This is a genomic window from Bradyrhizobium sp. USDA 4454, assembly GCF_054822705.1.
On record NZ_JBTRCN010000001.1, the window covers coordinates 3,882,942 to 3,909,232 of the forward strand.

Genomic DNA, 26,291 nt, shown 5'->3' on the forward strand with positions numbered 1-26,291 from the left:
GAAACGCCGTCCTGCACAACAGGGGTCACTTGCCGGCGCGGTAGTGCCCGGACTTGCCGCCGATCTTCTCGACGAGATGAATGCCTTCGATGCGCACGCCGCGCTCGACCGCCTTGATCATGTCGTAGATCGTCAGGCAGGCGACCGAAACCGCGGTCAGCGCCTCCATCTCGACGCCGGTCGGCCCGGTCACCTTGACGCTGGCGCGGACGATGCAGCCGGGCAGCTTGCGGTCGGTTGCGATATCGACCGTGACCTTGCTCAGCGCCAGCGGATGGCAGAGCGGGATCAATTCCGAGGTCCGCTTCGCCGCCATGATGCCTGATATCCGTGCGGTCGCCAGCACGTCGCCTTTCTTGGCGCGGCCTTGCTCGATCAGCGCCAGCGTGGCCTTGCTCATCAGGACGCGGCCTTCGGCGACGGCGGTCCGTTCGGTCGCGGGCTTGGCCGAGACGTCGACCATGCGCGCGTCGCCCTTGGCGTCGATATGGGTGAGGGCCGTGCCGGTCGGCTCGACCTCGGTCGCAGCCGTGTTCTTGGCTTTGGTCTTCCGCGCCATCGCGTCAGCGCGTGCCGGTGGCGCGCGGTGCGGTCGGCCGCGTCAGCAGGGTTCGGGTCGCCGCCGTGACGTCCTGCTGGCGCATCAGGCTCTCGCCGACCAGGAAGGTCGACATCCCGACGCGCTCCAGGCGGGCGAGATCGTCAGGCGTGAAGATGCCGCTCTCGCCGACCATCAGGCGGTCGCGCGGGATCAGCGGCGCCAGCGCCTCGCTAGTCGCGAGCGTGGTCTCGAAGGTGCGCAGATTGCGGTTATTGACGCCGATCATCGGCGAGCGAAGTTTCAAGGCGCGGTCGAGCTCGGCGCCGTCGTGGATCTCGATCAGCACGTCCATCCCGTAGGAGATTGCGGCGTCCTCGAGCTCCCCGGCAGCGGCGTCGTCGAGCGCGGCCATGATGATCAGGATGCAGTCGGCGCCATGAGCGCGCGCTTCCGCCACCTGGTAGGTGTCGAACATGAAATCCTTGCGCAGCACCGGCAGACTGGTCGCGGCGCGGGCCGCGACCATGAAGTCGAGATGGCCCTGGAATGAGGGCGCATCGGTCAACACCGACAGGCACGCCGCACCGCCGGCCTCATAGGCCTTCGCGAGCGCGGGCGGATCGAAGTCGGCGCGGATCAGTCCCTTCGAGGGCGAGGCCTTCTTCACTTCCGCGATCAGCGCGTAGTCGCCACGTGCGTGCTTGTCCCTGAGCGCGCGGACGAAGCCGCGCGGCGCCGAGGCCGACTTGGCCTGCGCCTCGACCTCGGCGAGCGAACGCGCGCGCTTTGCGGCTGATATCTCCTCGCGCTTGTAAGCCTCGATCTTGGTCAGGATATCGGACATCGTTTTACACGCTCAAACCGTTGGAAACCGCGACCAGGTGTTTCAGCCGCGCGGCGGCCGCGCCGCTGTCGAGCGACTGGGCGCCGATCGCCACGCCTTCCTTGAGGTCCTTGGCGCGGCCGGCCACGATCAGCGCCGCCGCGGCGTTGAGCAAGGCGACGTCGCGATACGCGCTCGGCTTGCCGTTCAGCACGCTGGAGAGCGCGATCGCGTTCGCATCGGCATCGCCGCCCTTCAGCGCCTCGCCGCCGACGCGGCCAAGGCCGGCGTCCTCAGGCGACACCTCCGATGTCGTGATCTCGCCATTCTCAAGCCTGGCAACAAAGGTCGGGCCGGTGAGGGTGATCTCGTCGAGGCCGTCGGAGCCGTGCACGACCCAGACCTTGTCGGAGCCGAGGTTCTTGAGCACCTGCGCCAGCGGCTGCACCCATTGCCGCGAGAACACGCCGACCATCTGCCGCTTGACGCCGGCCGGGTTCGACAGCGGCCCCAGCAGGTTGAAGATGGTGCGGGTGGCGAGCTCGACCCGGGTCGGGCCGACATTCTTCATCGCCGGATGATGCGCGGGCGCGAACATGAAGCCGATGCCGGCCTCCCTGACGCAGCGCCCGACCTGTTCGGGCGTCAGGTCGATCTTGACGCCGAGCGAGGCCAGCACGTCGGCCGAGCCCGAGCGCGACGACAGCGCGCGGTTGCCGTGCTTGGCGACCGGCACGCCGGCGCCCGCCACGATGAAGGCCGCGCAGGTCGAGACGTTGACCGAGCCGGAGCCGTCGCCGCCGGTGCCGACGATGTCGACCGCCTCGGCCGGTGCCTTGACCGGCAGCATCTTGCTGCGCATCGCGCTCACCGCGCCGGTGATCTCCTCGACGGTCTCGCCGCGCACCCGCAGCGCCATCAACAGCCCGCCCATCTGCGAGGGCGTGGCGTCGCCCGACATCATGCTGTCGAAGGCGGCTGCCGCTTCCTCACGCGTCAGCGTGGCGCCGGTGGCGACTTTTCCGATGATCGATTTCAGGTCGTCCATTCGCTGGCTCAGGTCTGTTGCTGGAGCGCGACAAACGCGGAAAGCGTTTGCGGCTCAGATCATGCTCAATTATTCGCGCCTGTCACCTGTGCGAAGGCTGCCTGGTTGACGGTCACGCCGATGTCGGACTCGATCTTGCTGACATATTGCGCGACCTGCTCGTCGCTCAGCGAGCGCCGCAGCGCCTCGGTGAGCTGCTTGACCTCGTTGGAGGCGAAGTCGACCGGCGGCACCGTGACGTCGGTGACGCGGAACACCACCCACTGGCTGCCGCCGGCGACCGAGGTCTGGCCGTCGCCGTCCTTCGCGGTGCGGAACGCGGCCGCGATCACGCCGGCCGGCACGTTGGCCGGCGTTGCCTCGCGGCGGAAGTTGGTCGCGGTCTCGACCTTGACGCCCGCCGCAGCCGCCTCGTCGGCGAGCTTGGCGCCGCCGTCGAGCTTCTGCACGATCTCGGTCGCCTTGGCGCGCAGCTTGGCGGAAATCTGGTCCTCGCGCCATTTGGCCTCGACCTGGTCGCGGACCTCGTCGAGGGTGCGCTCGCGCGACGGCGTGATGCCGAGCACGTCGTACCAGACATAGCCGTTGTTGAACTGGATCGGGTCGTTGTCGACGCCGACGTCGGTGTTGAAGGCCTGCGACACCACGTCGAGGCCGCGCGGAATGTTGGCCGCGACCTGGCCGTTCGGCAGACGTCCCGAGCGATCGACCGCGTCGATCGTGACGGCGGCCAGTTTCAGCTTCTGTGCCGCGTCGATGACGCTGGAGCCACCGCCGCGCTCGTCTTCCATCTTGTCGCGCAGCTCGGCGACCTTGGTGCGCGCGCGTTCGGCGGCGATCTCGTTCTTCACCTGCTGCGCCACGCTCTCATAGCTCGGGGTCACGCCGGGCTCGATCTTGCCGACCTTGACCAGCGCGACGCCGAAACGGCCTTGCACCGGCTGGCTGACTTCGCCCGCCGGCAGCGCGAAGGCGGCGTCGCCGACCGCAGGGTCAAGGATCGCCGACTTTGCGACCAGACCGAGATTGACGTCGGCCGGATTGAGGTTGCGCTCCTTGACGATGTCGTCGAACGAGGTGCCCGAGGCGATACGGGCGCGCGCGGCCTGCGCCTCGCCGGCGTCCGGGAACACGATCTGCGAGACCTCGCGCTTCTCCGGCTTGCTGAGCCGGTCCTTGCGCTCCTCGAACAGCTTCCTGGCATCCTCGTCCGACACGGTTTCCCATTTGCCGATTTCCTCGGGCGTGATCGCGACGAAGGCGATCTTGCGGTATTCGGGCGCGCGGAACTGGACCTTGTGGTCTTCGAAATAGGCGGCGAGCGCCTCGGGCGAGGGCGGATCGATGGTGCCGGCCTGCGCGGCACCGAGCGTGACGAAATCGATCGAGCGTTGCTCGTTCTGGAAACGGGTCAGCGCCTCGACCATCGATTTGGTCGGCTCGATCCCGGACGAGACGGTGCCGGCGATCTGCCGGCGCAAGCCGACGCGGCGCTGCTCGGCGATGTAGCGGCCTTCGGTGTAGCCGAAATTGCGGATCACGGCCTGGAAGCGTTGGGCGTCGAACTGGCCGTTGAGGCCCTTGAAGTTCGGATCGTTGTAGACCGCGCGCAGCACCTCGGCGTCGGACACATTGAGGCCCATGCGGCGCGCCTCCTCGTCGAGCGCGGCTTCCGCGAGCGTCTGCTGCAACACCTGGCGGTCAATGCCGAAGGCGCGCGCCTGGTCCGGGGTCAGCGGACGGCCGAACTGGCGGCCAAGCTGCTGCAGGCGGTCGGTATAGATCTGGCGGAACTGCTCGGCCGAAATCTCGGTCCCGCCGACCTTGGCGAAGGTCGACTGGCCAAACCCCTTGAAAATGTCGGCAATGCCCCAGATTCCGAAACTGACGATCAAAACGCCCATCACCACGGCCATAACGGTCTTGCCGAGCCAGTTTGATGAGGCTTTCCGCATTCCTCGAAGCATGGGTCCAACTTGTTTTACAGGAGGGGAACCGGGTCGTGCCCAAGTGGGACCAAAAGTCGGGACTTTATGGTCCGGCAGCGGGGCGTCACCGAATTGAAAACGCTTATAAAGTGGCCGAAGCCCCCCCGCAACCATGGGTGAGGGGGCGGATTGAAGCGGGCAGGCTCTTGTTCGGACGCGCTTTCTTCACGCGAACCGGTGCCCACTTCGCTCGAAAGCGCTCCGCACGCCGCGCGGGCGGGAGCCAAGCCGCGCTCTGGAAGTCACGGCCCGGCTCTGATAGCGCATGACGACGTTGAGAAGATGGGACATCCGACATGACCGACGCCATCCGGCCGCTGATCGCCGGCAACTGGAAAATGAACGGCTTGAAATCCTCCTTTGCCGAATTCGACGCGATGCTGGCCGGCGCCGGCGATGTCGCCGGCAAGGCCGACCTGCTGGTCTGTCCGCCGGCGACCTTGGTCGGGGCGTTCGCCGACAGAGCGCGCGGCTCGAAGGTCGCCGTCGGCGCCCAGGACTGTCATCCGAAGCCATCGGGCGCCCACACCGGTGACCTGTCGGCGGAAATGTTCAAAGACCTCGGCGCGGTCGCCATCATCGTCGGCCATTCCGAGCGGCGCGCCGACCATGGCGAGACCGACGCCTTGATTCGGCAGAAGGCGGAGGCTGTCTGGCGCGCCCACCTGACCGCGATCGTCTGCATCGGCGAGACCCGCGAGCAGCGCGATGCCGGCAAGACGCTCGATGTCTGCGGCACCCAGCTTGCCGGCTCGCTGCCCGATGGCTCGACCGCGGCCAACCTGGTGGTGGCCTACGAGCCGGTCTGGGCGATCGGCACCGGTCTCACCCCGACCGCCAAAGATGTCGAGGAAGTTCATCGATTTATCCGGGGACAGCTCACCGATCGCTTCAAGGCCGAGGGAAATAGGATCAGGATCCTCTATGGCGGCTCGGTGAAGCCGTCGAACGCGGCCGAGCTGATGGCCGTCGCCAACGTCAACGGCGCGCTGGTCGGCGGCGCCAGCCTGAAGGCGTCGGACTTCCTGGCAATCGCCGCGGGGTGTTAGGTGGCTGCCCGCTCTACCCTGAGCTTTCACACCGTCATCCTGAGGAGCGCGTAGCGCGTCTCGAAGGATGCACGGCCACCAGCCGGGCCGTCGATCCTTCGAGACGGCCGCTGCGCGGCCTCCTCAGGATGACGGGATTAGTGCTGATTTACGCGGCCGCAGCAGCACCGATCCGCTTCCAGTAGATCATCGTTCCGGTGAGTCCGCCATGCGGCTTCAGCGCGTAATCCGGGATGATGCCGCTGAGCTGAAAGCCTGATCGCTCGTAGAGCGGCGCGGCGCCGTCGTCGACGGCGGTGTCGAGCACCAGCAGCGTGCGCCCGTGCTCGATTGCGAGCCGCTCGGCGGCGTGGAGCAATGCCGTTGCGACGCCGCGGCGGCGGTGACTGAGGCGCGTCATCATCTTTGCGATTTCTGCCCGATGCGGCTGGTTCGGCGGCAGTTTCAGCAGCAGCGTCACGGTCGCGATCAGATCATTGCCGTCGAACGCCCCGAGCACGATCCGCTCGCCGCGCGCGGCCGCGCCAAGCGCGTCCCGCCAGAACGCACCGGCACCGCCCGGCGACAGCGGATGCATGAAGCTCACGGAGCCGCCGCTGGCGACGGTCTCGATCAGCAGCTCGCTGAGCGCGCCGCGAATCCCGGGCTCGTCGGCGAGTGGCTTGATGGCAAACTGCGGCATGAATCAGCTCCGGGCCAGGGCGACCACATAGGTGCAGGAGGCGTTACTCTCGTTGGCGAAGGTGGTTTCCGCCGGCGGGCCGAAGCCGAAGCAATCGCCGCTCGCGAGCACGTGACGCGCGCCGCCTTCGGTGATGACGAGGCTGCCGCTCAGGACCCAGACCAGTTGGCGGATATGGGCGTAGGACGAGGCGGGCAGGGTGACGGATTGCTTCGGCGGCAGCTCGACCCGCACCAGCTCGACCGGATGATCGGGACGGCTGAACACCTGGCGGCGCAGATAGCCGGTTTCCGGATCGCGCCACAGCGGCTGCGTGGCGGCGCGCGACAGCCGTTCGCCCTGGCCCTCGGCTCGCAGCATCAGGCCAGCCAGCGTGAGGTCGAAGGCCGAGGCGAGCCGCACCAGCACGACCGCGGTCGGGCTGACCTCGGCGCGCTCGATCTTGCTGATGGTCGCTTTCGAGACGCCGGCGCGTTCGGCAAGCTCGGCCAGCGACCAGCCGCGGCCGTCGCGCTCGAGCCTGATCCGCTGCGCCAGGCGCTGGCTCAGATCGTCTACTAAAGCATCCATATGTCAATTATAATGGAATTTTCCGGCTCCGATCAAGGGCTCCGGCGAGCTCCGTTGGCGCTGCTTGTGATGTCAATCGCTGCGACTATCTCGGGGGTGACAATGCCCGGTGCAATCGTGTAACAGGGCGCGACTTTCACGAAACCCGCAAAGCCGATAGCGCCGTTTGTCTGGCCGCTTGGCGGCTTGTGACGGAAGGCTTGCGATGCAGACTGTCGTTATCATCATCCATCTCATGATCGTCGCCATCATGATCGGCGCCGTGCTGCTGCAGAAATCCGAAGGCGGCGGCCTCGGCATGGGCGGCGGTGCCGGCTTCATGTCGAGCCGCGGCACGGCGAATCTGCTGACGCGGACCACCGCGATCCTGGCGGTCGGCTTCTTCCTGACCAGCCTGTTCCTGTCCTGGTACGCGGGCTATGACCGCAAGCCGAGCTCGATCATCGGCACCGGCGCGCCGGCGCAGCAGACGCAGCCGGCCGGTGGCACGCCGCTGACGCCGCCGACCTCCGGCGGCATCCTCGATTCGCTGAAGAAGACCGACGAGCAGCAGGGCCAGCAGGCCCCGAGCGGGCCGCAGGCGCCACGGTCGCAATAAAGCGGGGTGGCCATGCAGGATGCAGCGCTCGCATCGTGCATCCAGAACCCCCATTAATGCTCTGAAATCGCTCTCAGTTTATCGAAACCCACAGCCCGGCGAATTGTTTGCCGGGAACAGCTGATTCGTTTTGCGAATCGCAGGAAGCGGATTAAAGGTAAAGTCCCATGGCGCGGTACATATTCATCACCGGCGGCGTGGTCTCCTCGCTCGGCAAGGGTCTGGCTTCAGCGGCGCTCGGCGCTCTGCTGCAGGCCAGAGGCTACAAAGTCCGCCTTCGCAAGCTCGATCCTTATCTTAACCTCGATCCCGGAACGATGTCGCCGTATCAGCACGGCGAAGTATTCGTCACCGACGACGGCGCCGAGACCGATCTCGATCTCGGCCATTACGAGCGTTTCACCGGTCGTCCGGCCACCAAGGCCGACAACATCACGACCGGGCGTATCTATCAGGACATCATCACCAAGGAGCGCCGCGGCGATTATCTCGGCGCCACCATCCAGGTGGTCCCGCACGTCACCAACGCGATCAAGGAATTCGTGCTCGAGGGCAACGACGAGTACGATTTCGTGCTGGTCGAGATCGGCGGCACCGTCGGCGACATCGAGGGCCTGCCGTTCTTCGAGGCGATCCGCCAGCTCAAGAACGAGCTGCCGCGCGATCACGCCGTCTATATCCACCTGACGCTTCTGCCGTACATCCCAAGCGCCGGCGAACTCAAGACAAAGCCGACACAGCATTCGGTGAAGGAGCTGCGCTCGATCGGCATCCAGCCGGATATCCTGCTGTGCCGCACCGACCGCGAGATTCCGAAGGAAGAGCGGCGCAAGCTCGGGCTGTTCTGCAACGTGCGCGAGAGCGCGGTGATCGAGGCGCGCGACGTCGACAACATCTATGCCGTGCCGGAGGCCTATCACGCGGCCGGCCTCGACGACGAGGTGCTGGCCGCCTTCGGCATCACCGCGAAGATTCCGCCGGCGCTGCAGAGCTGGAACGTGATCAACGAGCGCGTCCGCAATCCGGAAGGCGCGGTGACGATCGCGATCGTCGGCAAATACACCGGCATGAAGGACGCCTACAAATCGCTGATCGAGGCGCTCTCGCATGGCGGCATCGCCAACAAGGTGAAGGTCAATCTCGACTGGATCGAGAGCGAGGTGTTCGAGAACGAGGACCCGGCGCCGTTCCTCGAGCACGTCAACGGCATTCTGGTGCCCGGCGGCTTCGGCCAGCGCGGCGCCGAGGGCAAGATCCGCGCGGCGCAGTTCGCGCGCGAGCGCGATGTGCCGTATTTCGGCATCTGCTTCGGCATGCAGATGGCCGTCATCGAGGCGGCGCGCAATCTGGTCGGCATCGAGGCGGCCAACTCAACCGAGTTCGGCCCCACCAAGGAGCCGCTGGTCGGCCTGATGACCGAATGGCTGCGCGGCAACGAGCTGGAGCGGCGTTCGCAGAGCGGCGACCTCGGCGGCACGATGCGGCTCGGCGCCTATCCTGCCGCGCTAAACCGCGGCAGCCGCGTCTCGCAGGTCTATGGCGGTGCGACCGAGATCTCCGAGCGGCACCGCCATCGTTACGAGGTCAATACCGCCTACAAGGACCGGCTCGAGCAGCACGGCCTGCGCTTCTCCGGCATGTCGCCCGACGGCGTGCTGCCGGAGATCGTCGAATACGAGGACCATCCCTGGTTCATCGGCGTCCAGTTCCATCCCGAGCTGAAGTCGCGCCCGTTCGAACCGCACCCGCTGTTCGCCTCGTTCATCGAGGCGGCAGCGAAGCAGAGCCGGCTGGTCTAAGCTCGATCAGCCGCGCCGTCAGATGGTGGCGCAGTCCTCGCTGGCCCGGCGTTCTTTCTTGATCGGCAGACTGTCTGCACCGGCCGCCAGCGCGCCGTCGCGCGTCATCAATCTGTATTGCGGGCGCCGCGTCAGCCGGTAGACCGCGGCCGGCGGCACGTTGAGGATGGCGCGGTCGACCAGCGTGGCGCGCAGGCCGAGCCGGTCGAGGATCGGCCGCCGCACCGGACAACGCATGCCGTAGGTGAATTGATAGAACGCGCCGCCGGGACGCATATAGCTGAACGCGCCGCCGACGATCGCCATCACCTTGCGCGGCGACATGTTGAGCAGCGGCAGTCCGCTGACCACGGCGCCGACCGGCGCGCCGTCATACAGTCGTTCCCAGGCCAGCCGCGCCGCGTCCATCCACAGCACGCGCGCGCCGGGAAAACGCAGCTGCAACAGCCGCATGAAATCCGAGCCGTATTCGACCAGCGTGAGATCCTGCTGACGTACGCCGCGCTTCAATAGCTGATAGGTGAAGGCGCCAGTGCCCGGACCGAGCTCCAGCACCGGGCCGGTGTCGGCGGAGATGTCGCGCGTGATCAGCTCGGCGAGCGCGGCTCCCGACGGCGCGATGGCGCCGACGCGGCCGGGCGCTGCCATCCACGCCGTGAAGAAAGACAGGAGATCATGTGACATTGGGATTCCCAACAAAGTGTCGTCCCGCTTCGACTCACATGCGAAGCGTGATGCGTTGTTTGCGGGAGCTGCATTGCGAGAACATTGCGCATTGTTGCTGGAATTGACGCGTTTTCTTCACGCGAACCGGTATCCACTTCGCTCGAAAACGCTCTGGCATCACGAGACGAACGGCGCCGGCGGTAATGTGAGGCGGAAGCATGCGCCGCCCTTCGGACCGTCGAGTACGGAAACGTGACCGCCATGCAGCCTTGCGATCTCGCGCACCATATTCAGCCCGAGCCCGGCGCCGCGGTCGAGCGGCGCGAGCCGGTAGAATGGATCGAAGATCCGCGCGCGTTGGTCCTGCGGAATGCCGTCGCCTTCGTCGGTCACATCGATGGTCGCGGCGCTGCCGACGTGGATGGTGATGGTGCCGCGGCGGCCGCCGTGCTGGATGGCGTTCTGCACGAGGTTGGTCAGCGCGCGCTCCAGCGCGGCGCGGTCGCCAAGCGTTTCGACGCGATCGGTTGCGGCATCGAGCGACAATTCGTAGCCGGCCGCGATCGCCAGCGGCGCGAGGTCGGCGGCGACATTGCGCGCGACCGCGACGAGATCGACCCGCACGAACGGGTTGCGGCACTGGTCGAAGCGCTGGATGTCGAGCAATTGCTCGGCGAGGGTCGCAAGCCGCGCCGAATCCTCCAGCAGGCGGGTTTTCTCGGGGCCCGGAGGCAGCGATTCCAGCCGCGTGTTGAGGATCGCGATCGGCGTGCGCAATTCGTGCGCCGCATCGGCCACGAAGCGCTGATGGCGCGAATAGCCGTCGTCGAGCCGCTTCAGCGCATCGTTGACCGCGGTCACGAGCGGCGCGACTTCGAGCGGCAGATGGTCCGCCGACAGTCGGCTGCCACGCTGGCGGAAATCGATCCGGCGCGCTTCGTCGGCCGCAGTGTCGAGGCCGGCAAAGGCGCGCCTGATCACCATCGGCGTTGCCACGAAGGTCGCCGCGGCCATCAGCATGAGCCCGGGCAGGGCGACGGCGAGAAACGCCAGCGAGGTGGCGAGCACCGTCTTGGTGCGCGTCATCGGTCCTTGCGTGGCTGTCATCACCTGAACCGGTCCGGCATCGGTGTTGACGCGCTTCATGCGGGCGGGCGGCTTGCGCGGATCGTCCTCGAACATCTGCCAGCCGAGCCGCGCCTGGCTGATCTGGTCGAGTGCGTCACCGATCCTGGCAAACTCGCTCGGCACCGCACCTTCCGACAATGAATGGCCCTGCCGGTCGCGCACCACGAACCAGAGGTCGGGCGTGTTCTCGCGCAGCTTTTTCAGATCCGGTGTCGGGCGCAGCACCAGGCCGCCTTGCGGATCGCGTGCGAGCGCACCCTGCACGATGCCGATGACGTGGTCCTCGTCGCGCGGCACGAGCAGGATGCCGGAGGCGCACAGACCCGCGATCAGCAGGATGACGAGCAGGGCGAGCAGAGCCGCCTGCAACGTCACCAGCCACCAGCTCAATTTGGAGCGCAGGCAATAGTGATCGGCCGCCTCGCTCATGACGTCTGCTTCAGGAGGTAACCGACGCCGCGGATGCTGTGGATCTCGACGCCGGCACCGGCGTCGGCAAGCTTGCGCCGCAGGCGCGAGACATGGGCGTCGAGCGCGTTGGACTGGATCTCGTCCTCGAAATTGTAGACGGCTTCCTCCAGCGTGGCGCGCAGCACGGTGCGGCCCATGCGGCGCAGCAGGGTCTCCAGCACCAGCAGCTCGCGCCGCGGCAGCTCGAGCGGGCGGCCATCGACGCTGGCCTCGCGGTGGCCGCAATCGAATGCCACGCGGCCGGCCTTGATGATCTCGAGCTGCAAACCGGCGGGCCGGCGCAGCACGGCGCGCAGCCGCGCCAGCAGTTCCTCGACCGCGAAGGGTTTGGCCAGATAATCGTCAGCGCCTGAGTCGAGGCCGGTGATGCGGTCGGCGAGGTCGCCGCGCGCGGTCAGCACGATGATCGGCACACCGTCCGCCTTGGCGCGCAGTTTCGGGATCAGCGTGAGCCCGTCGCCGTCGGGAAGCTGGCGGTCGAGCAGCACCGCGGCGTGGACGTCGGCGGAGATCGCTTCCTCGGCCTCGGCAAGGTTCGGCACATGGTCGACCACCATGTCGTAGCCCTTCAGTGCCTGCGACAGCGCCGCCGCCATCTCGGCCTCGTCTTCGACCAGCAATATCCGCATGTGCTTTGGGTCCAGATCCTGAAGGGCTGCTTTTAAGGCAAGTAACATTGCAACAACATTGCGGAAATGGCCGCCTGCCGTGAGCAGGGGTGCCATGTTGTCACCCCCTCAAGACAGTCCGGAACCGAGTAGCTATAACCGCCCGCGCAAACAATTCTGGGAGTACCGCCAATGATCTACGAGACCCGCGTTTATCGTTGCCTGCCGGGCCGGCTGCCGGCGCTGCTCAAGCGTTTCGAGACCATCACGCTCAAGCTGTGGGACAAGCACGGCATCAAGCAGGCTGGCTTCTTCACGACGCTGGTCGGCGAATCCAACCAGGAACTGACCTATCTCTTGGCCTGGGAGTCGCTCGCCGAGCGCGACAAGAAGTGGACCGCGTTCACGACCGATCCGGAATGGATCAGCGCGCGCGCCAAGACCGAGGAGGACGGCCAGATCGTTCTCAACATCGTCAACCAGCTCCTGGTGCCGACGTCGTTCTCAGCGGTGAAGTAACGACGGCCCGCTGGCGCCTGCCAACAAATTCTACCCCTCATCCTGAGGAGCTCGCGAAGCAAGCGTCTCGAAGGATGTAGGCCACAGCTGGAGCCTCATGGTTCGAGACGCGCGTTCCGCGCTCCTCACCATGAGGGGAAGAAGCGTGCCGCAGGAGCTTATTGCGGGCAGCCCGAGGTCTGATCGCCCTGTGTCACCATCGGCTTGCCGTTGATGAAGACGCCGTGGCTGCCCGAGGTGGTCTTGCCGCCGCAATGCGTGCGGTCGCCCATCACCACGGCAGGCTTGCCGTTGATCAGCACGTTGGGCACGCCTTCGACCAGCGGGCCGCCATTGCTGGTGGTGTCGCCGCTGCGCGCGGCTGGCTTGCCATTGATGGTGACGCCGGCAGCGCCGCTGGTGACGACCCCGGGCTGGCTGCTAGTCTGGCCATAGGCCAGGCCGGACATCGCCGACAGGGCGGCAACGGCTCCGATCATCGACAGACGCATTTCATCCCCCTTGGGAATCCGTTCCGCCTCAACTCTACAGGGGCGGTTGGGGCAGGATTGTGATAGCACGGCCCACCCACGGCGTCAGCGCAACCCCCTCATCGTGCAGGACGGCTTGATCCCTCGCGCGTGGGATTGCATGGTCGCAGGCCAATAAGGATGCAGCATTTTGACCAATCAGGTTTCCGCGCCAGCCGCGCCGATCGTTGCCGTCGGATCGGCTAAGTTCGGCAACGCCTTGCCGCTACAGATCATCGCCGGTCCCTGCCAGCTCGAGAGCCGCGCGCACGCGCTCGAAGTGGCCTCGGCGCTGAAGGAGATCGCGGGGAGGCTCAAGATCGGTCTGGTGTACAAGACCTCGTTCGACAAGGCGAACCGCACCAGCGCGTCGGCCGCGCGCGGCATCGGGCTGAAGCAGGCGCTGCCGATCTTCGCCGAGATCCGGTCTTCGCTCGGGCTGTCCGTGCTGACCGACGTGCATGAACCCGACCAATGCGCGGAGGCGGCGCAGGCGGTCGACGTGCTGCAGATCCCGGCGTTCCTGTGCCGGCAGACCGATCTCTTGCTGGCGGCGGCCGCGACCGGCAAGGCTGTCAACGTCAAGAAGGGGCAGTTTTTGGCGCCGTGGGACATGACGAATGTGGTCAGCAAGATCACCGGCGCCGGCAACGCCAATGTGCTGGTCACCGAGCGCGGCGCGTCGTTCGGCTACAACACGCTGGTGTCAGACATGCGCGCGCTGCCGATTCTTGCACGCACCACCGGCGCGCCCGTGATCTTCGACGCTACCCATTCGGTGCAGCAGCCGGGCGGCAAGGGCACGTCGTCGGGCGGCGAGCGTGAATTCGTACCGGTGCTGGCGCGGGCCGCGGTCGCGGTCGGTGTCGCCGGCGTGTTCATCGAGACCCATCCCGATCCGGATCACGCACCGTCCGACGGCCCCAACATGGTGCCGCTCCGCGATTTCGAATCCCTCGTCAAGCGGCTGATGCAGTTCGACGCGCTCGCCAAGACGGCCTGACCGCGGATCACGACATGACCGCAACCAGCGGCATGCCGCCGGCCCTCAACGTCATCACGCTGGCGACCTTCGCGGCGAGCCTCTCGGTACGCGCGCTCGATCCGGTCTTGCCGCATGTCGCCGATGATTTCGGCGTCAGCATCGCGACCGCGGCGAGCTTTGCCGCGGTGTTCGCCTTCACCTTTGCCGCGGTGCAGCCGGCGATCGGCGCTGCCGCCGACCTGTTCGGCAAGGCGCGGCTGATGACGATCTGCCTCGGGCTGCTCGGCGTCGCCAACATCCTCGGCGCGCTCTCGACCTCGTTCCCGATGCTGTTCGTGACCCGTATCCTCGCCGGCATCGGCTCGGGCGGTGTGTTTCCGGTGGCGCTGTCGCTGACCAGCGATCTCGTCGGCCCGGACAAGCGGCAGCTCGCGATCGGGCGGACACTCGCAGGCTCGATGACCGGCAATCTGCTCGGCGCCACGGCCTCCGGGCTGATCGGCGATCTGCTCGGCTGGCGCGGCGTGCTGGCGGTGCTCGGCGGCCTCGTGATCATCGTCGCACTTGCGGTCGCGGCCGGCTTCCGCGGCGCCGCGCTGAACCGACCGCCGCGCACCAGCCTGAAGGCGCTGCGCCACGGCTATCGCACCATCTTCACCAATCCGAACGCACGCATCTGTTATTCGGCGGTCTTCGTCGAAGGCTGCTGTGTGCTCGGGCTGTTTCCGTTCATCGCCTCGTTCCTGTTCGAGCTCGGCGAGACTTCGCTGTCGATCGCCGGCATCGTGATCGCGGGCTTTGCGATCGGCGGATTGCTCTACACGCTGACGGTGGCGCGTTTGCTGCCGATGATCGGGGTGAGGGGGATGATGATCGTTGGCGCGACCCTGGTCGCGATCCAGCTCGTCGGCATCGCCTTCGGGCCGCACTGGAAGCTTCAGATGGCGAGCCTCCTGGTGATGGGCCTCGGCTTCTACATGATCCACGGCTGCCTGCAGGTGTTCGCCAGCGAGCTGTCGGTCGAAGCGCGCGCCACCGCGCTGTCGCTGCACTCGTTCTTCTTCTTCATGGGCCAGACCGTCGGCCCGATCGCCTATGGTTTTGGACTGCAACACGCCGGCAAAACCGCGACATTGGTCTCGGCCGCCGCCGTGATGGTGGTGCTCGGATTCATCTGCGCCCGGTTTCTGCGGCAGACCCGACCCGCCGATGCGAAGACGGCGTAAGCGCCCAAGGTCTCGCCGGCTGCGGCAGACAGGGAAGAGGGCGCAGCGTCAGGATGACGCACGTCGCGACGCCCCTCGGATGACCGCGCATGGCATGAGGATTGCTTATTACTCGCCATTTGAGGTGAGAGCGTGGACGTCCAGACTGGCTGGCCCATTCGCAGAAGTGCAGACGTCAGAACAACGGGATATGGCACCGAGCCTCCACTTCAACGCTTTCTGGCCTCCTGCCACGAAGAATTCAGATCGGACAATTCCGGCGTACTCGCCGACTACATTCCGGAGCTGAAACGGGCCAACCCGGCGCATTTCGGCATCAGCCTCGTCACCATCGACGGCCATGTCTACGAAGTCGGCGACAGCGGCGTTCCTTTCACCATCCAGTCCGTTTCAAAGGCGTTCGTGTTTGCGTTGGCTCTCGACCTCGTCGGCGAAGCGCGCGTCGCGGCGGCGATCGGTGTCGAGCCGAGCGGCGAGGCATTCAACTCGATCCGGCTGACCAACGACAACAAGCCGTTCAATCCAATGGTCAACGCCGGCGCGATCGCGTGCTCCGGATTGATCCACGAGGTCGACGGCAGCGCCGCATTCGAACGCATCCGGGACAAGCTCAGCCAGTTTGCCGGCCGCGAACTTGACGTCGACGACGCGGTCCATGCCTCGGAGACGGCGACCGGCAACCGCAATCGCGCGATCGCGTGGTTGTTGCGCAACTACCTCGTGCTGCAAGACAACGTCGATGCCGTGCTCGACATCTATTTCAGGCAGTGTGCCATTCTCGTCACGGCACGCGACCTCGCCGTGATGGCCGCAACGCTCGCCAATCGCGGCGTCAACCCGGTCACCGGCGTTCAGGTGGTCACGCCGCATGTCGTCGCGCGCACGCTGTCGGTGATGACAAGCTCGGGGATGTACGACTATGCCGGCGAATGGATTTATCGCGTCGGGATGCCCGCCAAGAGCGGGGTCGGCGGCGGCATCGTCGCAGCTCTCCCGTCGCAACTGGGGCTCGGCACCTTTTCGCCGCTGCTCGATGGGCACTTCAACAGTGTGCGGGGCCTGAGGGTTTGCGAGGCGCTGTCGGCGCAGTTCGATCTGCATATGCTCAACCGCAGCGGCGACGTCCGCACCTGCATCATCGCCGACTACGACATCTTCGGCATCACCTCCCGCCGCAGCCGCCAGCCGCACGAACAGCAGATCCTCGATGACCGCCACAGCGATACCCGCGTCATTGAGCTGGTGGGGGCGCTCAACTTCGCGGCGATCGACTACGTCACCCGCAGACTGTCCAGCGAGCCGCCCGGCGCGCCGCTGTTGATCCTCGATTTCCGCCGCGTGCCCGACATTACGGCGGCCGGCTCTCAGCTGCTGGCTGAGAAAATTGCCACGCTCGGAAATTCCGGTGTCACCACGATCATCTCCGGTGTCGAGACGACGTCGCCGGTCTGGGCGACGATCCGCGCGCAGATCGAGGAACCGACGCGGCTGCGGCATTTTCCGCTCCTCGACGACGCCGTTGAGTGGGCAGAAGATCAACTGATCTATCGCTATGGTGGCTTCACCGAGACCAAGGAGACGGCCCATCTCGGCGAGCAGGCGCTGTTGGCCGATCTCGCACCCGAGGAGATCGCCGCGCTCGCCGAACTCTCGACGCCGCGCCGCTACGACGCCGGCCAGCGCATCGTCATGGCCGGCGAACCGGCCAATTCATTGTTCTTCCTGCAAAGCGGGATGGTGAGCGTGAAGCTGCCGAGCGGCGTGCGGCTTGCCTCGCTTGGGCCGGGAATGGAGTTCGGCGAGATGGCGATCATCGAGAGCCACCGCAGCGCCGACGTCTGGGCGGACACGCCGGTCAAATGCCTCGAGCTGCCGCTCGACAGCTTTGCCGACTATCGTCAGCTTCACCCGCAGATTTCGATGAAGATCATGCGCAATCTGTCCGCGCTGTTGGCACGGCGCCTGATCCTTGCCAACGCCAAGGTCGATCTGTTGAGCGCCTATTGAGGCGGCCGGATCAGCCCCGCCCGCGATAGGTCGCGACGCCCTGGTCGGGAACCCAGAGGCCCTTGGGCAGCCTTCCGGTCTGGAAGAACACGTCGATCGGGATGCCGCCGCGCGGATACCAGTAGCCGCCGATGCGCAGCCATTTCGGCTTGATCTCGTCGGCGATCCGCTTGCCGATCATCACGGTGCAGTCCTCGTGGAAGGCACCATGGTTGCGGAAGCTCGCCGTGAACAGCTTCAGCGACTTCGACTCCAGCAGCCAGCGGCCCGGCACATAGTCGATCACCAGATGCGCGAAATCCGGTTGTCCCGTCACCGGGCAGATCGAGGTGAATTCCGGCACCGTGAAGCGGACCAGATAATCGGCCCCAGCCTGCGGATTGGGCACGCGGTCGAGCTGCGCCTTGTCCGGGCTGTCGGGCCATTCCACCGCGCGACCGAGTTGCAGGCCGGGGGAGGTCGTTGATTTGCTGGATTTCTTTGCCATTGGGGTCTCCGTTCCGGTCTCATAGAGCATGATCCGGAAAAGTGGAAACCGGTTTTCCTGCAAAACAACCCCATGCAAAGGAGCCGGTCAGGCGGCCTTTTCCCCCTCGATGCATTGCGCTAGAAGCACCGCGATCCGACCCCCTCCCTGCCACAAGAGGTTCTCATGACTGACATCGTCGACATCATCGGCCGCGAAATCCTCGACAGCCGCGGCAATCCCACGGTCGAGGTCGATGTGGTGCTGGAGGATGGGTCAGTCGGCCGCGCGGCGGTGCCGTCGGGCGCCTCCACGGGTGCGCATGAAGCGGTGGAACTGCGCGACGGCGACAAGGCGCGTTATCTCGGCAAGGGCGTGCAGAAGGCGGTTGCCGCGGTCAATGGCGAGATCTTCGAGGCGCTCGCCGACCAAGCGGTCGAGGAGCAGGTTGCGATCGACCAAATCATGATCGATCTCGACGGCACGCCGAACAAGAGCCGGCTCGGCGCCAACGCCATCCTCGGCGTCTCGCTGGCTTGCGCCAAGGCCGCCGCCGAATCCTTCGACATGCCGCTGTATCGCTATGTCGGCGGCACCTCGGCACGGACGCTGCCGGTGCCGATGATGAACATCATCAATGGCGGCGTGCATGCCGACAATCCGATCGACTTCCAGGAATTCATGATCCTGCCGGTCGGCGCCACCTCGTTCGCCGAGGCGCTGCGTTGCGGCTCGGAAATCTTCCACACGTTGCGCGGCGAACTGAAGAAGGCCGGCCACAACACCAATGTCGGCGACGAGGGCGGCTTCGCGCCGAACCTGCCGTCGGCCGACGCCGCGCTCGAATTCGTCATGAACGCGATCGGCAAGGCCGGCTACAAGGCGGGCGACGACGTCGTGCTCGGCCTCGACTGCGCCTCCACGGAGTTCTTCAAGGACGGTGCCTATGTCTATGGCGGCGAGAACAAGACCCGTTCGCGCTCCGAGCAGGTGAAATATCTCGCCGATCTGGTCGGCCGCTATCCGATCGTCACCATCGAGGACGGCATGTCGGAAGACGACATGGACGGCTGGAAGGAGCTGACGGATGCGATCGGCAACAAGTGCCAGCTGGTCGGCGACGATCTGTTCGTCACCAACGTCAAGCGGCTCGCCGATGGCATCAAGAATGGCCGCGGCAATTCGATCCTGGTCAAGGTCAACCAGATCGGCACGCTGACCGAGACGCTGGCGGCGATCGAGATGGCCTACAAGGCCGGCTACACCGCCGTGATGTCGCATCGCTCCGGCGAGACCGAGGACTCCACCATTGCCGATCTCGCGGTCGCCACCAATTGCGGGCAGATCAAGACCGGCTCGCTGGCGCGCTCCGACCGCACCGCCAAGTACAACCAGCTGCTGCGCATCGAGCAGCAGCTCGGCACTCAGGCGAAATACGCCGGCCGGGCGACCTTGAAGGCGCTGGCCTAGCGCCCCAATTTGGTCGGGATCTAACAAACGCAAAAAAGGGAGGTCAGGATGAGCGACGGCAAGAGCGGTCTGCAACTGCGTTCACTGCTCAAGAAGGATGGCGAGCTGGAATTGTCGCTGGTCCATGTCCCGACCCCCGAGCCCGGTCCCGACGAGGTCGTGGTCCGGGTCGAGGCGACCCCGATCAATCCGTCCGACCTCGGTCTCTTGATCGGCCCCGCCGACATGTCGGCCGCCAAGGTCTCCGGCAGCAAGGACTTGCCTGTCGTGACCGCGCGCGTGCCGGAGGCGGCGTTGCCGGGCCTTGCCGCGCGGCTCGACGAATCCATGCCGGTCGGCAATGAAGGTGCCGGCGTCGTGATCCGGACCGGCTCCTCGGACGCCGCGAAGGCACTGATGGGCCGCACGGTCGCGATGATCGGCGGCGCGATGTATGCGCAATACCGCACGCTGCGGGTCGGCGAATGCCTGCCGTTGCCCGACGGCACCACGCCGGCGGAAGGCGCATCCTGCTTCGTCAATCCGCTGACCGCGCTCGGCATGACCGAGACGATGCGGCGTGAGGGACACAAGGCGCTGGTGCACACCGCGGCGGCGTCGAACCTCGGCCAGATGCTGAACAGGATCTGCCTCAAGGACGAGATCGGTCTGGTCAACATCGTGCGCAACAGGGAGCAGGCCGACATCCTGCACAAGATCGGCGCCCGGCATGTCGTCGATTCCTCGGCGCCCGATTTCATGGACAAGCTCACCGCCGCGCTGGTCGAGACCGGCGCGACCATCGCCTTCGATGCGATCGGGGGCGGCAAGCTCGCGGGCCAGATCCTGGTCGCGATGGAGACCGCGATCAACAAAACTGCAAAAGCCTACAGCCGCTACGGCTCGAATGTGCACAAGCAGGTCTATATCTACGGCAGCCTCGACACCCGCTCGATCGAGCTGCCGCGCGGCTTCGGCATGGCCTGGGGCGTCGGCGGCTGGCTGCTGTTCCCGTTCCTGATGAAGATCGGCCCCGAGGCCGGCAACAAGCTGCGCCAGCGCGTGGTGGCCGAATTGAAGACGACCTTCGCCAGCCACTACACCAAGGTGGTGTCGTTGCAGGAAGCCCTGCAGCTCGACAACATCGCCGTCTACAACAAGCGCGCCACCGGCGAGAAATTCTTGATCAACCCGAACAAGGGATGAGGACTGAAACGAAAGGCCGTCCCCGGGACGGCCTTTTTACTTTTGCGTAGACCAATTCCGCGAAACGCTGCGTTTCCGGAATTGGATGATCCATGCACTTGCATCTTTCTTGACGGGCCGGTAGGTGAGGTCCACGAGCTTCACGCAAACCCGAGGGGAAATCTGTAATGGCCTATAACATCGTCACCGTCGTCGGCAGCATCCGCAAGGAGAGCTTCTCGCTCAAGATCGCCAATGCGCTGGCCAAGCTCGCGCCCGCCTCGCTGAAGCTCGAGGTCACGACGCTGCAGGGGATTTCCTTCTTCAACCAGGACCTCGAGGCGGCCCCGCCGGCGGACTGGCTCGCGTTCCGCGAGAAGCTGCAGAAGTCGAACGGCGTGCTGTTCGTGACCCCCGAATACAACCGCTCGATCCCGGGCGTGCTGAAGAACGCGATCGACGTCGCCTCGCGGCCCTACGGCAAGAGCTCGTTCCTCGGCAAGCCGGTCGGCATCATCGGCAATTCGCCCGGACCGCTCGGCGGCGTCAGCGCGGTGAAGCATCTGCAGAACATCCTGCCGGGCATCTCGGGCCCGATCCTCGGCCAGCCGGAGGCCTATCTCAATGGTGTCGGCGACGCCTTCGACGACAAGGGCGAGCTGACCAAGGAGTCGCTCAAGGGCGTGCTGCAGCAGTATCTCGACGCCTTCGCGGCCTTCATCGAAAAGCAGAATGGCTAGGCTCTTTTTTGACGCGTTTTCTACCGCAGATAAGTCTACGCAACCTGCGTAAACTTGATTGCTATGCGAACCGGTATCCATCCCGGATCAAGTCCAGACAGGATTCGCTCGAAAACGCTCTCGTTTAGCAATCCATTAACTCCATGGCCGCATCTTCGCGGCCATGGTTTCCCGCACGCGCCTCAAATCGATTCTGTCCGGTCTCGCCCTCTACACGCTGGCGGCGCTGATGGTCGGCTATTTCGGCATCAACGCGTACACCGGGAAATACGGCCTGAATGCGCGGCAGGAGCTCGACCAGGAAATCATCGGGCTGACCTCGGAATTGGCGCGCCTGAAGAAGGAGCGGGCCGAGGGCGAGCAGCGGGTGTCGCTGCTGCGGTCGGACCGGGTCGATCCCGACATGCTGGACGAGCGCGCGCGCTTCCAGCTCGACTACGTCAACCCGCGTGATCTGGTCCGGATCAACAAGGCGAACTGACGCGTTCTCAAATTTCAAAAACACGTGCGCGCTATCACAAAAGTGTCGCGCCGCGCTGCACTGCGGCATAGCAAAATTCCATCGGGCGAACGCAATCCTTCCAAGCCGATTTGAGTTGGGTTAGAGAGGGTTCTTCGACTTCTCTCACCCGGAATTGCCATGGCCACACCCAAGAAAACCGTCGCAAAGGACTCAGGGCAGGAGAAGGCTGGCTCGCCGCCGGAATTCTCCAAGCAGCAGGAGCTCAAGGCGCTGCGGGACATGCTGCTGATCCGGCGCTTCGAGGAGAAGGCCGGCCAGCTCTACGGCATGGGTGCGATCGGCGGTTTCTGCCATCTCTATATCGGCCAGGAAGCCGTCGTGGTCGGCATGCAGATGGCGCTGAAGCCGGGCGACGAGGTCATAACCGGTTACCGGGACCACGGCCACATGCTGGCCACCGAAATGGAAGCCAAGGGCGTGATGGCTGAATTGACCGGACGCCGTGGCGGTTATTCCCGCGGCAAGGGCGGCTCCATGCACATGTTCAGCAAGGAGAAGCATTTCTACGGCGGTCACGGCATCGTGGGCGCGCAGGTGCCGCTCGGCACCGGCCTTGCGTTCGCCAACCGCTATCGCGGCAACGATAACGTCAGCGTGACCTATTTCGGTGACGGCGCCGCCAACCAGGGCCAGGTCTACGAAAGCTTCAACATGGCGGAGCTGTGGAAGCTGCCGGTGATCTATGTGATCGAGAACAATCGCTATGCGATGGGCACTTCGGTGTCGCGCGCGTCAGCGCAGCAGGACTTCTCCAAGCGCGGCGCCTCCTTCAACATTCCCGGCCGGCAGGTCGACGGCATGGACGTGCGCGCGGTGAAGGCCGCCGCCGATGAGGCTACCGCCTGGTGCCGCGGCGGCAACGGTCCGATCATCCTCGAGATGCAGACCTACCGCTACCGCGGTCACTCGATGTCCGATCCCGCGAAGTACCGCACCCGCGAGGAAGTCGAGAAGGTGCGCCACGACCAGGATCCGATCGAGCAGGTGCGCAACCGTTTGCTCGCATCCGGCGTCAGCGAGCAGGAGCTGAAGGCGATCGACGCCGAGGTGCGCGAGATCGTCAACGAGGCCGCCGACTTCGCCCAGCACGATCCGGAGCCGGATGCGTCCGAGCTCTACACCGACATCTACCGCTGACCCCATCCGCGCAGACGAATCTCAAGACCGATTTCGGGAGCCGATATGCCCATTCAAGTGCTGATGCCTGCGCTGTCGCCCACCATGGAGAAGGGCAACCTCGCCAAATGGCTGAAAAAGGAAGGCGAGACCATCAAGTCCGGTGACGTCATCGCCGAGATCGAGACCGACAAGGCGACCATGGAGGTCGAGGCCACCGACGAGGGCACGCTCGGCAAGATCCTGATTCCGGAGGGCACCGCCGACGTTGCGGTCAACACGCCGATCGCCACCATCCTGGCCGACGGCGAAAGCACGGCCGACCTCGCCAATGCGCCGGCCGCTCCGGCGCCGAAGGCTGCCGAGGCCGCGCCTGCTGCCGAAGCCAAGCGAGATGCAAAGGCGGAAGCGCCGCAGCCCGCGGCGAAGGCACCGGCCGCGCCCGCCAGCGAGCCGCTGCCCGATCCGGAGATCCCTGCCGGCACCGAGATGGTCACCCAGACCATCCGCGAAGCGCTGCGCGATGCGATGGCCGAGGAGATGCGCCGCGACGGCGACGTCTTCATCATGGGCGAGGAGGTCGCCGAGTATCAGGGCGCCTATAAGGTGACGCAGGGCCTGTTGCAGGAATTCGGTGCCCGGCGCGTGATCGACACGCCGATCACCGAGCACGGCTTTGCCGGCGTCGGCGTCGGCGCGGCGATGGCCGGCCTGAAGCCGATCGTCGAGTTCATGACCTGGAATTTTGCCATGCAGGCGATCGACCAGATCATCAACTCCGCCGCCAAGACGCTCTATATGTCCGGCGGCCAGATGGGCTGCTCGATCGTATTCCGCGGCCCGAACGGCGCCGCCGCGCGCGTCGCCGCCCAGCATAGCCAGGACTATGCCGCGTGGTACTCGCAGATCCCCGGCCTCAAGGTGATCGCGCCATATTCGGCTGCCGACTACAAGGGCCTGCTCAAGGCCGCGATCCGCGATCCCAACCCGGTGGTCTTCCTCGAGAACGAGGTGCTGTACGGCCACACCGGCGAGGTACCGAAGCTGCCCGATTTCGTGGTGCCAATCGGCAAGGCGCGGATTGCCCGCGCCGGCAAGGACGTCACCATCGTCTCCTGGGCGATGGGCATGTCTTATGCGCTGAAGGCCGCTGATGAACTCGCGAAGGAAGGCATCGAGGCCGAGGTGATCGACCTGCGCACCATCCGTCCGATGGACACCGAGACCGTCATCAACTCGGTGAAGAAGACCGGACGTGCGGTCACGGTCGAAGAGGGCTGGCAGCAGAGCGGCGTCGGCTCCGAGGTTGCCGCGCGCATCATGGAGCACGCCTTCGACTATCTGGATGCGCCGGTCGCGCGTGTCTCCGGCAAGGATGTCCCGATGCCCTATGCCGCGAACCTCGAAAAGCTCGCTCTGCCCTCCGTCGCCGAGGTGGTCGCGGCCGCCAAGGCCGTGTCCTACCGGTAACGCCGATGGCCGGTCCCAAGGAGCAGCCGCTGCCGCCCGACGTGATGGGCCGCGACGACGCCATCGAGGTGCTGCGCGCCTTTGTCGTCGACGGCGGCCTGTCGATCGCGTTCCAGCGCGCCTTCGAGGAGCCGGACATGTGGGGGCTGATGCTTGTCGACATCGCCCGCCACGCCGCGCGCGCCTATTCGCGCGAGAGCGAATACTCCGAGGACGAGGCGCTCGCGCGCATCGTCGAGATGTTCGAAGCCGAAATCGCCCGGCCGACCGACATGGGCCAAACCAAACCGCGGTCGCAACAAGGTCACTGACAATGCCGATCAATATTCTCATGCCCGCGCTGTCGCCGACGATGGAAAAGGGCAACCTCGCCAAGTGGCTCAAGAAAGAGGGCGACAAGGTCAAGTCCGGCGACGTGATCGCGGAAATCGAGACCGACAAGGCGACGATGGAAGTGGAAGCCGTCGATGAAGGCACGATCGCCAAGATCCTGGTGCCCGAGGGCACTCAGGACGTTCCGGTCAACGACGTCATCGCCGTGATGGCCGGCGACGGCGAGGATGTGAAGGCGGCCGCCAGCGCCGAAGCGGGCGTAGCGCCATCGCCGAAGCCCGCCGAGGCGCCGAAGCCCGCGGCCCAGGCCGCGCCGGCCCCTGCATCAGCCCCGGCCGCTGCACCAGCTCCGGCACCCGCGGCCGGGCCCACCCAGGCGGCCGCACCTGCGGCCGCGGCGTCGCAGGCCAATGGCCACGCCCGCGTGTTTTCCTCGCCGCTGGCGCGCCGGTTGGCGAAAGAAGCCGGCATCGATCTCGGCCGGATCACCGGCACCGGCCCGCATGGCCGCGTCATCGCCCGCGACGTCGACGACGCCAAGTCCGGCAAGGGCCTGAAGGCGCCGGCGGCCGCGCCCGCCGCGGGGCCGAGCATCGCGCCGTCAATGTCCGACAAGCAGATCCTGGCGCTGTTCGAGCCGGGCTCCTACGAGGTCGTGCCGCATGACGGCATGCGCCGCACCATCGCGCAGCGTCTCACCGCCTCGGTGCAGAACGTCCCGCACTTCTATCTCACGATCGACTGCGACATCGGCAAGCTGCTCGCCGCGCGCGAGGAGATCAACGCGGCTGCGCCAAAGGACAAGGAGAAGAAGCCGCTCTACAAGATCTCGGTCAACGATTTCGTCATCAAGGCGATGGCGGTCGCGCTGCAGAAGATCCCGAACTGCAACGTCAGCTGGACCGAAGGCGGCATGCTCAAGCACAAGCATTCCGACGTCGGCGTCGCGGTGGCGATGCCGGGCGGTCTGATCACGCCGATCATCCGCAAGGCCGAGACCAAGACGCTGTCGACCATCTCCAACGAGATGAAGGACTTTGCCGCCCGCGCCCGCGCCCGCAAGCTGAAGCCGGAGGAATACCAGGGCGGCACGACCGCGGTGTCGAACCTCGGCATGTACGGCATCAACCACTTCACCGCCGTGATCAACCCGCCGCACGCCTCGATCCTTGCGGTCGGCACCTCCGAGGAGCGCCCCGTGGTGCGCGGCGGCAAGATCGAGATCGCGAACATCATGAGCGTCACCCTGTCGTGCGATCACCGCGCGATCGACGGCGCGCTCGGTGCCGAGCTGATCGGCGCCTTCAAGCAGCTAATCGAGAACCCCGTAATGATGATGGTGTGACGGGCATCGGCCATGTACGCGATCGTCGGTCCGTACGTCCTGCTCGCCGCCATCGCCGTCGCGCTGCTGGTCGCGGTCAACCGCGACCTGATCTCGACGTTCCAGTTCAGGATGATGATGACCGGCGCGGCCGTGCTCGCGCTGGTGTGGACCATCTTCCTCGGTGCGGTATGGCAGGAGTACCGATGAATGGCCGGCCCGGCCTGCACGCGCTGGCCCTGGATTTCGCTGCTGCTATCGGCCGCGCTGGTGTGCAATCCGGTCGGGCTGGATTTTCTTCACTCTGCGTTCTTCGCCGGCGAACAACTGGCGCGGAACATCGCCCAGCCGATCGTGCTGACGGCCCTGGCCATCATGACCGTGGTGATCGGGCTCGAATGGCTGGTCAGGTCATTGATCGCAAGAAGCCGCGCCCGCGGCGCCACAAATTGAGTTGAACGGGAGCCG

The 26,291-nt window shown here is 65.7% G+C and carries 28 protein-coding genes; 17 read left to right on the plus strand and 11 right to left on the minus strand.

Annotation, left to right across the window (positions count from 1 at the left end):
• Positions 1 to 25 precede the first annotated feature (25 nt).
• From moaC to ACVIW0_RS18190, 4 genes are all read right to left on the minus strand, one after another.
• Complete coding sequence (gene moaC / locus ACVIW0_RS18175; RefSeq protein ID WP_461353553.1) at positions 26 to 559, minus strand: cyclic pyranopterin monophosphate synthase MoaC; 534 nt, start codon at positions 557 to 559, stop codon at positions 26 to 28.
• A 4-nt stretch (positions 560 to 563) separates the two neighbouring features.
• A complete protein-coding gene (gene trpC, locus ACVIW0_RS18180; RefSeq protein ID WP_461353554.1) occupies positions 564 to 1,385 on the minus strand; it encodes an indole-3-glycerol phosphate synthase TrpC in 822 nt (273 codons plus the stop codon).
• Positions 1,386 to 1,389: 4 nt separating this feature from the next.
• Positions 1,390 to 2,412 carry an anthranilate phosphoribosyltransferase gene (gene trpD / locus ACVIW0_RS18185; protein WP_461353555.1) on the minus strand — a complete coding sequence of 341 codons (1,023 nt, stop codon included), beginning with the start codon at positions 2,410 to 2,412 and terminating at the stop codon, positions 1,390 to 1,392.
• A gap of 65 nt (positions 2,413 to 2,477) precedes the next feature.
• Entirely contained in the window at positions 2,478 to 4,379 is a 1,902-nt protein-coding gene (locus tag ACVIW0_RS18190) for a peptidylprolyl isomerase (RefSeq protein ID WP_461353556.1), read from the minus strand.
• A 317-nt stretch (positions 4,380 to 4,696) separates the two neighbouring features.
• On the opposite strand from ACVIW0_RS18190, the gene tpiA reads away from it, so the two are divergent.
• Positions 4,697 to 5,449: a triose-phosphate isomerase gene (gene tpiA, locus ACVIW0_RS18195; protein ID WP_461353557.1), complete on the plus strand. Its 753-nt coding sequence runs from the start codon at positions 4,697 to 4,699 to the stop codon at positions 5,447 to 5,449.
• A gap of 148 nt (positions 5,450 to 5,597) precedes the next feature.
• Here tpiA and ACVIW0_RS18200 read toward each other — a convergent pair whose 3' ends face one another.
• Both ACVIW0_RS18200 and ACVIW0_RS18205 read right to left on the minus strand, forming a co-directional pair.
• The gene (locus ACVIW0_RS18200) at positions 5,598 to 6,131 is read right to left on the minus strand and encodes a GNAT family N-acetyltransferase (RefSeq protein WP_461353558.1); all 534 of its coding nucleotides are present in this window, start codon (positions 6,129 to 6,131) and stop codon (positions 5,598 to 5,600) included.
• A gap of 3 nt (positions 6,132 to 6,134) precedes the next feature.
• On the minus strand, positions 6,135 to 6,701 hold the full coding sequence (locus ACVIW0_RS18205) for a helix-turn-helix domain-containing protein (RefSeq protein ID WP_461353559.1): 567 nt from the start codon (positions 6,699 to 6,701) through the stop codon (positions 6,135 to 6,137).
• A 205-nt stretch (positions 6,702 to 6,906) separates the two neighbouring features.
• Here ACVIW0_RS18205 and secG point away from each other — a divergent pair, with 205 nt between their 5' ends.
• Both secG and ACVIW0_RS18215 read left to right on the plus strand, forming a co-directional pair.
• Positions 6,907 to 7,299 carry a preprotein translocase subunit SecG gene (gene secG, locus ACVIW0_RS18210; RefSeq protein ID WP_461353560.1) on the plus strand — a complete coding sequence of 131 codons (393 nt, stop codon included), beginning with the start codon at positions 6,907 to 6,909 and terminating at the stop codon, positions 7,297 to 7,299.
• Positions 7,300 to 7,466: 167 nt separating this feature from the next.
• Positions 7,467 to 9,098 carry a CTP synthase gene (locus tag ACVIW0_RS18215; RefSeq protein ID WP_461353561.1) on the plus strand — a complete coding sequence of 544 codons (1,632 nt, stop codon included), beginning with the start codon at positions 7,467 to 7,469 and terminating at the stop codon, positions 9,096 to 9,098.
• An 18-nt stretch (positions 9,099 to 9,116) separates the two neighbouring features.
• On the opposite strand, the gene ACVIW0_RS18220 is transcribed toward ACVIW0_RS18215, so the two are convergent.
• The 3 genes from ACVIW0_RS18220 to ACVIW0_RS18230 all read right to left on the minus strand — a co-directional run bounded on the left by ACVIW0_RS18220 (position 9,117) and on the right by ACVIW0_RS18230 (position 11,992).
• Positions 9,117 to 9,782 (minus strand): class I SAM-dependent methyltransferase, encoded by a 666-nt coding sequence (locus tag ACVIW0_RS18220; protein ID WP_461353562.1) that lies wholly within the window; start codon positions 9,780 to 9,782, stop codon positions 9,117 to 9,119.
• Between the two features lie 159 nt (positions 9,783 to 9,941).
• Positions 9,942 to 11,321 carry a sensor histidine kinase gene (locus ACVIW0_RS18225; RefSeq protein ID WP_461353563.1) on the minus strand — a complete coding sequence of 460 codons (1,380 nt, stop codon included), beginning with the start codon at positions 11,319 to 11,321 and terminating at the stop codon, positions 9,942 to 9,944.
• The gene (locus ACVIW0_RS18230) at positions 11,318 to 11,992 is read right to left on the minus strand and encodes a response regulator transcription factor (RefSeq protein ID WP_461353564.1); all 675 of its coding nucleotides are present in this window, start codon (positions 11,990 to 11,992) and stop codon (positions 11,318 to 11,320) included. Before ACVIW0_RS18230 ends, ACVIW0_RS18225 begins: the two co-directional genes overlap by 4 nt.
• 171 nt (positions 11,993 to 12,163) lie before the next feature.
• On the opposite strand from ACVIW0_RS18230, the gene ACVIW0_RS18235 reads away from it, so the two are divergent.
• Positions 12,164 to 12,490 (plus strand): NIPSNAP family protein, encoded by a 327-nt coding sequence (locus ACVIW0_RS18235; protein ID WP_461348250.1) that lies wholly within the window; start codon positions 12,164 to 12,166, stop codon positions 12,488 to 12,490.
• Between the two features lie 158 nt (positions 12,491 to 12,648).
• On the opposite strand, the gene ACVIW0_RS18240 is transcribed toward ACVIW0_RS18235, so the two are convergent.
• Positions 12,649 to 12,981: a PAAR domain-containing protein gene (locus tag ACVIW0_RS18240; protein ID WP_461353565.1), complete on the minus strand. Its 333-nt coding sequence runs from the start codon at positions 12,979 to 12,981 to the stop codon at positions 12,649 to 12,651.
• A gap of 169 nt (positions 12,982 to 13,150) precedes the next feature.
• Between ACVIW0_RS18240 and kdsA the strand changes: the two genes are divergently transcribed.
• The 3 genes from kdsA to glsA all read left to right on the plus strand — a co-directional run bounded on the left by kdsA (position 13,151) and on the right by glsA (position 17,217).
• A complete protein-coding gene (kdsA, locus tag ACVIW0_RS18245) occupies positions 13,151 to 14,002 on the plus strand; it encodes a 3-deoxy-8-phosphooctulonate synthase (RefSeq protein WP_461353566.1) in 852 nt (283 codons plus the stop codon).
• Between the two features lie 14 nt (positions 14,003 to 14,016).
• Positions 14,017 to 15,210 (plus strand): MFS transporter, encoded by a 1,194-nt coding sequence (locus ACVIW0_RS18250; RefSeq protein WP_461353567.1) that lies wholly within the window; start codon positions 14,017 to 14,019, stop codon positions 15,208 to 15,210.
• A gap of 156 nt (positions 15,211 to 15,366) precedes the next feature.
• Positions 15,367 to 17,217, plus strand: coding sequence for a glutaminase A (gene glsA, locus ACVIW0_RS18255; RefSeq protein ID WP_461357362.1), 1,851 nt, complete (start codon positions 15,367 to 15,369; stop codon positions 17,215 to 17,217).
• Positions 17,218 to 17,227: 10 nt separating this feature from the next.
• On the opposite strand, the gene queF is transcribed toward glsA, so the two are convergent.
• Complete coding sequence (queF, locus tag ACVIW0_RS18260; protein WP_461353568.1) at positions 17,228 to 17,704, minus strand: preQ(1) synthase; 477 nt, start codon at positions 17,702 to 17,704, stop codon at positions 17,228 to 17,230.
• 165 nt (positions 17,705 to 17,869) lie between these two features.
• Between queF and eno the strand changes: the two genes are divergently transcribed.
• The 10 genes from eno to ACVIW0_RS18310 all read left to right on the plus strand — a co-directional run bounded on the left by eno (position 17,870) and on the right by ACVIW0_RS18310 (position 26,276).
• Positions 17,870 to 19,153 (plus strand): phosphopyruvate hydratase, encoded by a 1,284-nt coding sequence (gene eno / locus ACVIW0_RS18265; RefSeq protein WP_461353569.1) that lies wholly within the window; start codon positions 17,870 to 17,872, stop codon positions 19,151 to 19,153.
• Between the two features lie 48 nt (positions 19,154 to 19,201).
• A complete protein-coding gene (locus ACVIW0_RS18270) occupies positions 19,202 to 20,338 on the plus strand; it encodes a zinc-binding dehydrogenase (RefSeq protein ID WP_461353570.1) in 1,137 nt (378 codons plus the stop codon).
• A 167-nt stretch (positions 20,339 to 20,505) separates the two neighbouring features.
• The gene (locus ACVIW0_RS18275; protein WP_461353571.1) at positions 20,506 to 21,057 is read left to right on the plus strand and encodes an NADPH-dependent FMN reductase; all 552 of its coding nucleotides are present in this window, start codon (positions 20,506 to 20,508) and stop codon (positions 21,055 to 21,057) included.
• A gap of 163 nt (positions 21,058 to 21,220) precedes the next feature.
• The gene (locus tag ACVIW0_RS18280; RefSeq protein ID WP_461353572.1) at positions 21,221 to 21,538 is read left to right on the plus strand and encodes an FtsB family cell division protein; all 318 of its coding nucleotides are present in this window, start codon (positions 21,221 to 21,223) and stop codon (positions 21,536 to 21,538) included.
• Between the two features lie 159 nt (positions 21,539 to 21,697).
• Positions 21,698 to 22,717: a pyruvate dehydrogenase (acetyl-transferring) E1 component subunit alpha gene (pdhA, locus tag ACVIW0_RS18285; protein WP_461353573.1), complete on the plus strand. Its 1,020-nt coding sequence runs from the start codon at positions 21,698 to 21,700 to the stop codon at positions 22,715 to 22,717.
• Between the two features lie 45 nt (positions 22,718 to 22,762).
• The gene (locus tag ACVIW0_RS18290) at positions 22,763 to 24,166 is read left to right on the plus strand and encodes a pyruvate dehydrogenase complex E1 component subunit beta (RefSeq protein ID WP_461353574.1); all 1,404 of its coding nucleotides are present in this window, start codon (positions 22,763 to 22,765) and stop codon (positions 24,164 to 24,166) included.
• A 5-nt stretch (positions 24,167 to 24,171) separates the two neighbouring features.
• Positions 24,172 to 24,477 carry a DUF5076 domain-containing protein gene (locus tag ACVIW0_RS18295; protein WP_461353575.1) on the plus strand — a complete coding sequence of 102 codons (306 nt, stop codon included), beginning with the start codon at positions 24,172 to 24,174 and terminating at the stop codon, positions 24,475 to 24,477.
• 2 nt (positions 24,478 to 24,479) lie between these two features.
• Positions 24,480 to 25,844 (plus strand): pyruvate dehydrogenase complex dihydrolipoamide acetyltransferase, encoded by a 1,365-nt coding sequence (locus tag ACVIW0_RS18300; RefSeq protein WP_461353576.1) that lies wholly within the window; start codon positions 24,480 to 24,482, stop codon positions 25,842 to 25,844.
• 12 nt (positions 25,845 to 25,856) lie between these two features.
• Positions 25,857 to 26,033, plus strand: coding sequence for a hypothetical protein (locus tag ACVIW0_RS18305; RefSeq protein ID WP_461353577.1), 177 nt, complete (start codon positions 25,857 to 25,859; stop codon positions 26,031 to 26,033).
• The gene (locus ACVIW0_RS18310) at positions 26,034 to 26,276 is read left to right on the plus strand and encodes a hypothetical protein (RefSeq protein WP_461353578.1); all 243 of its coding nucleotides are present in this window, start codon (positions 26,034 to 26,036) and stop codon (positions 26,274 to 26,276) included.
• Positions 26,277 to 26,291 lie beyond the last annotated feature (15 nt).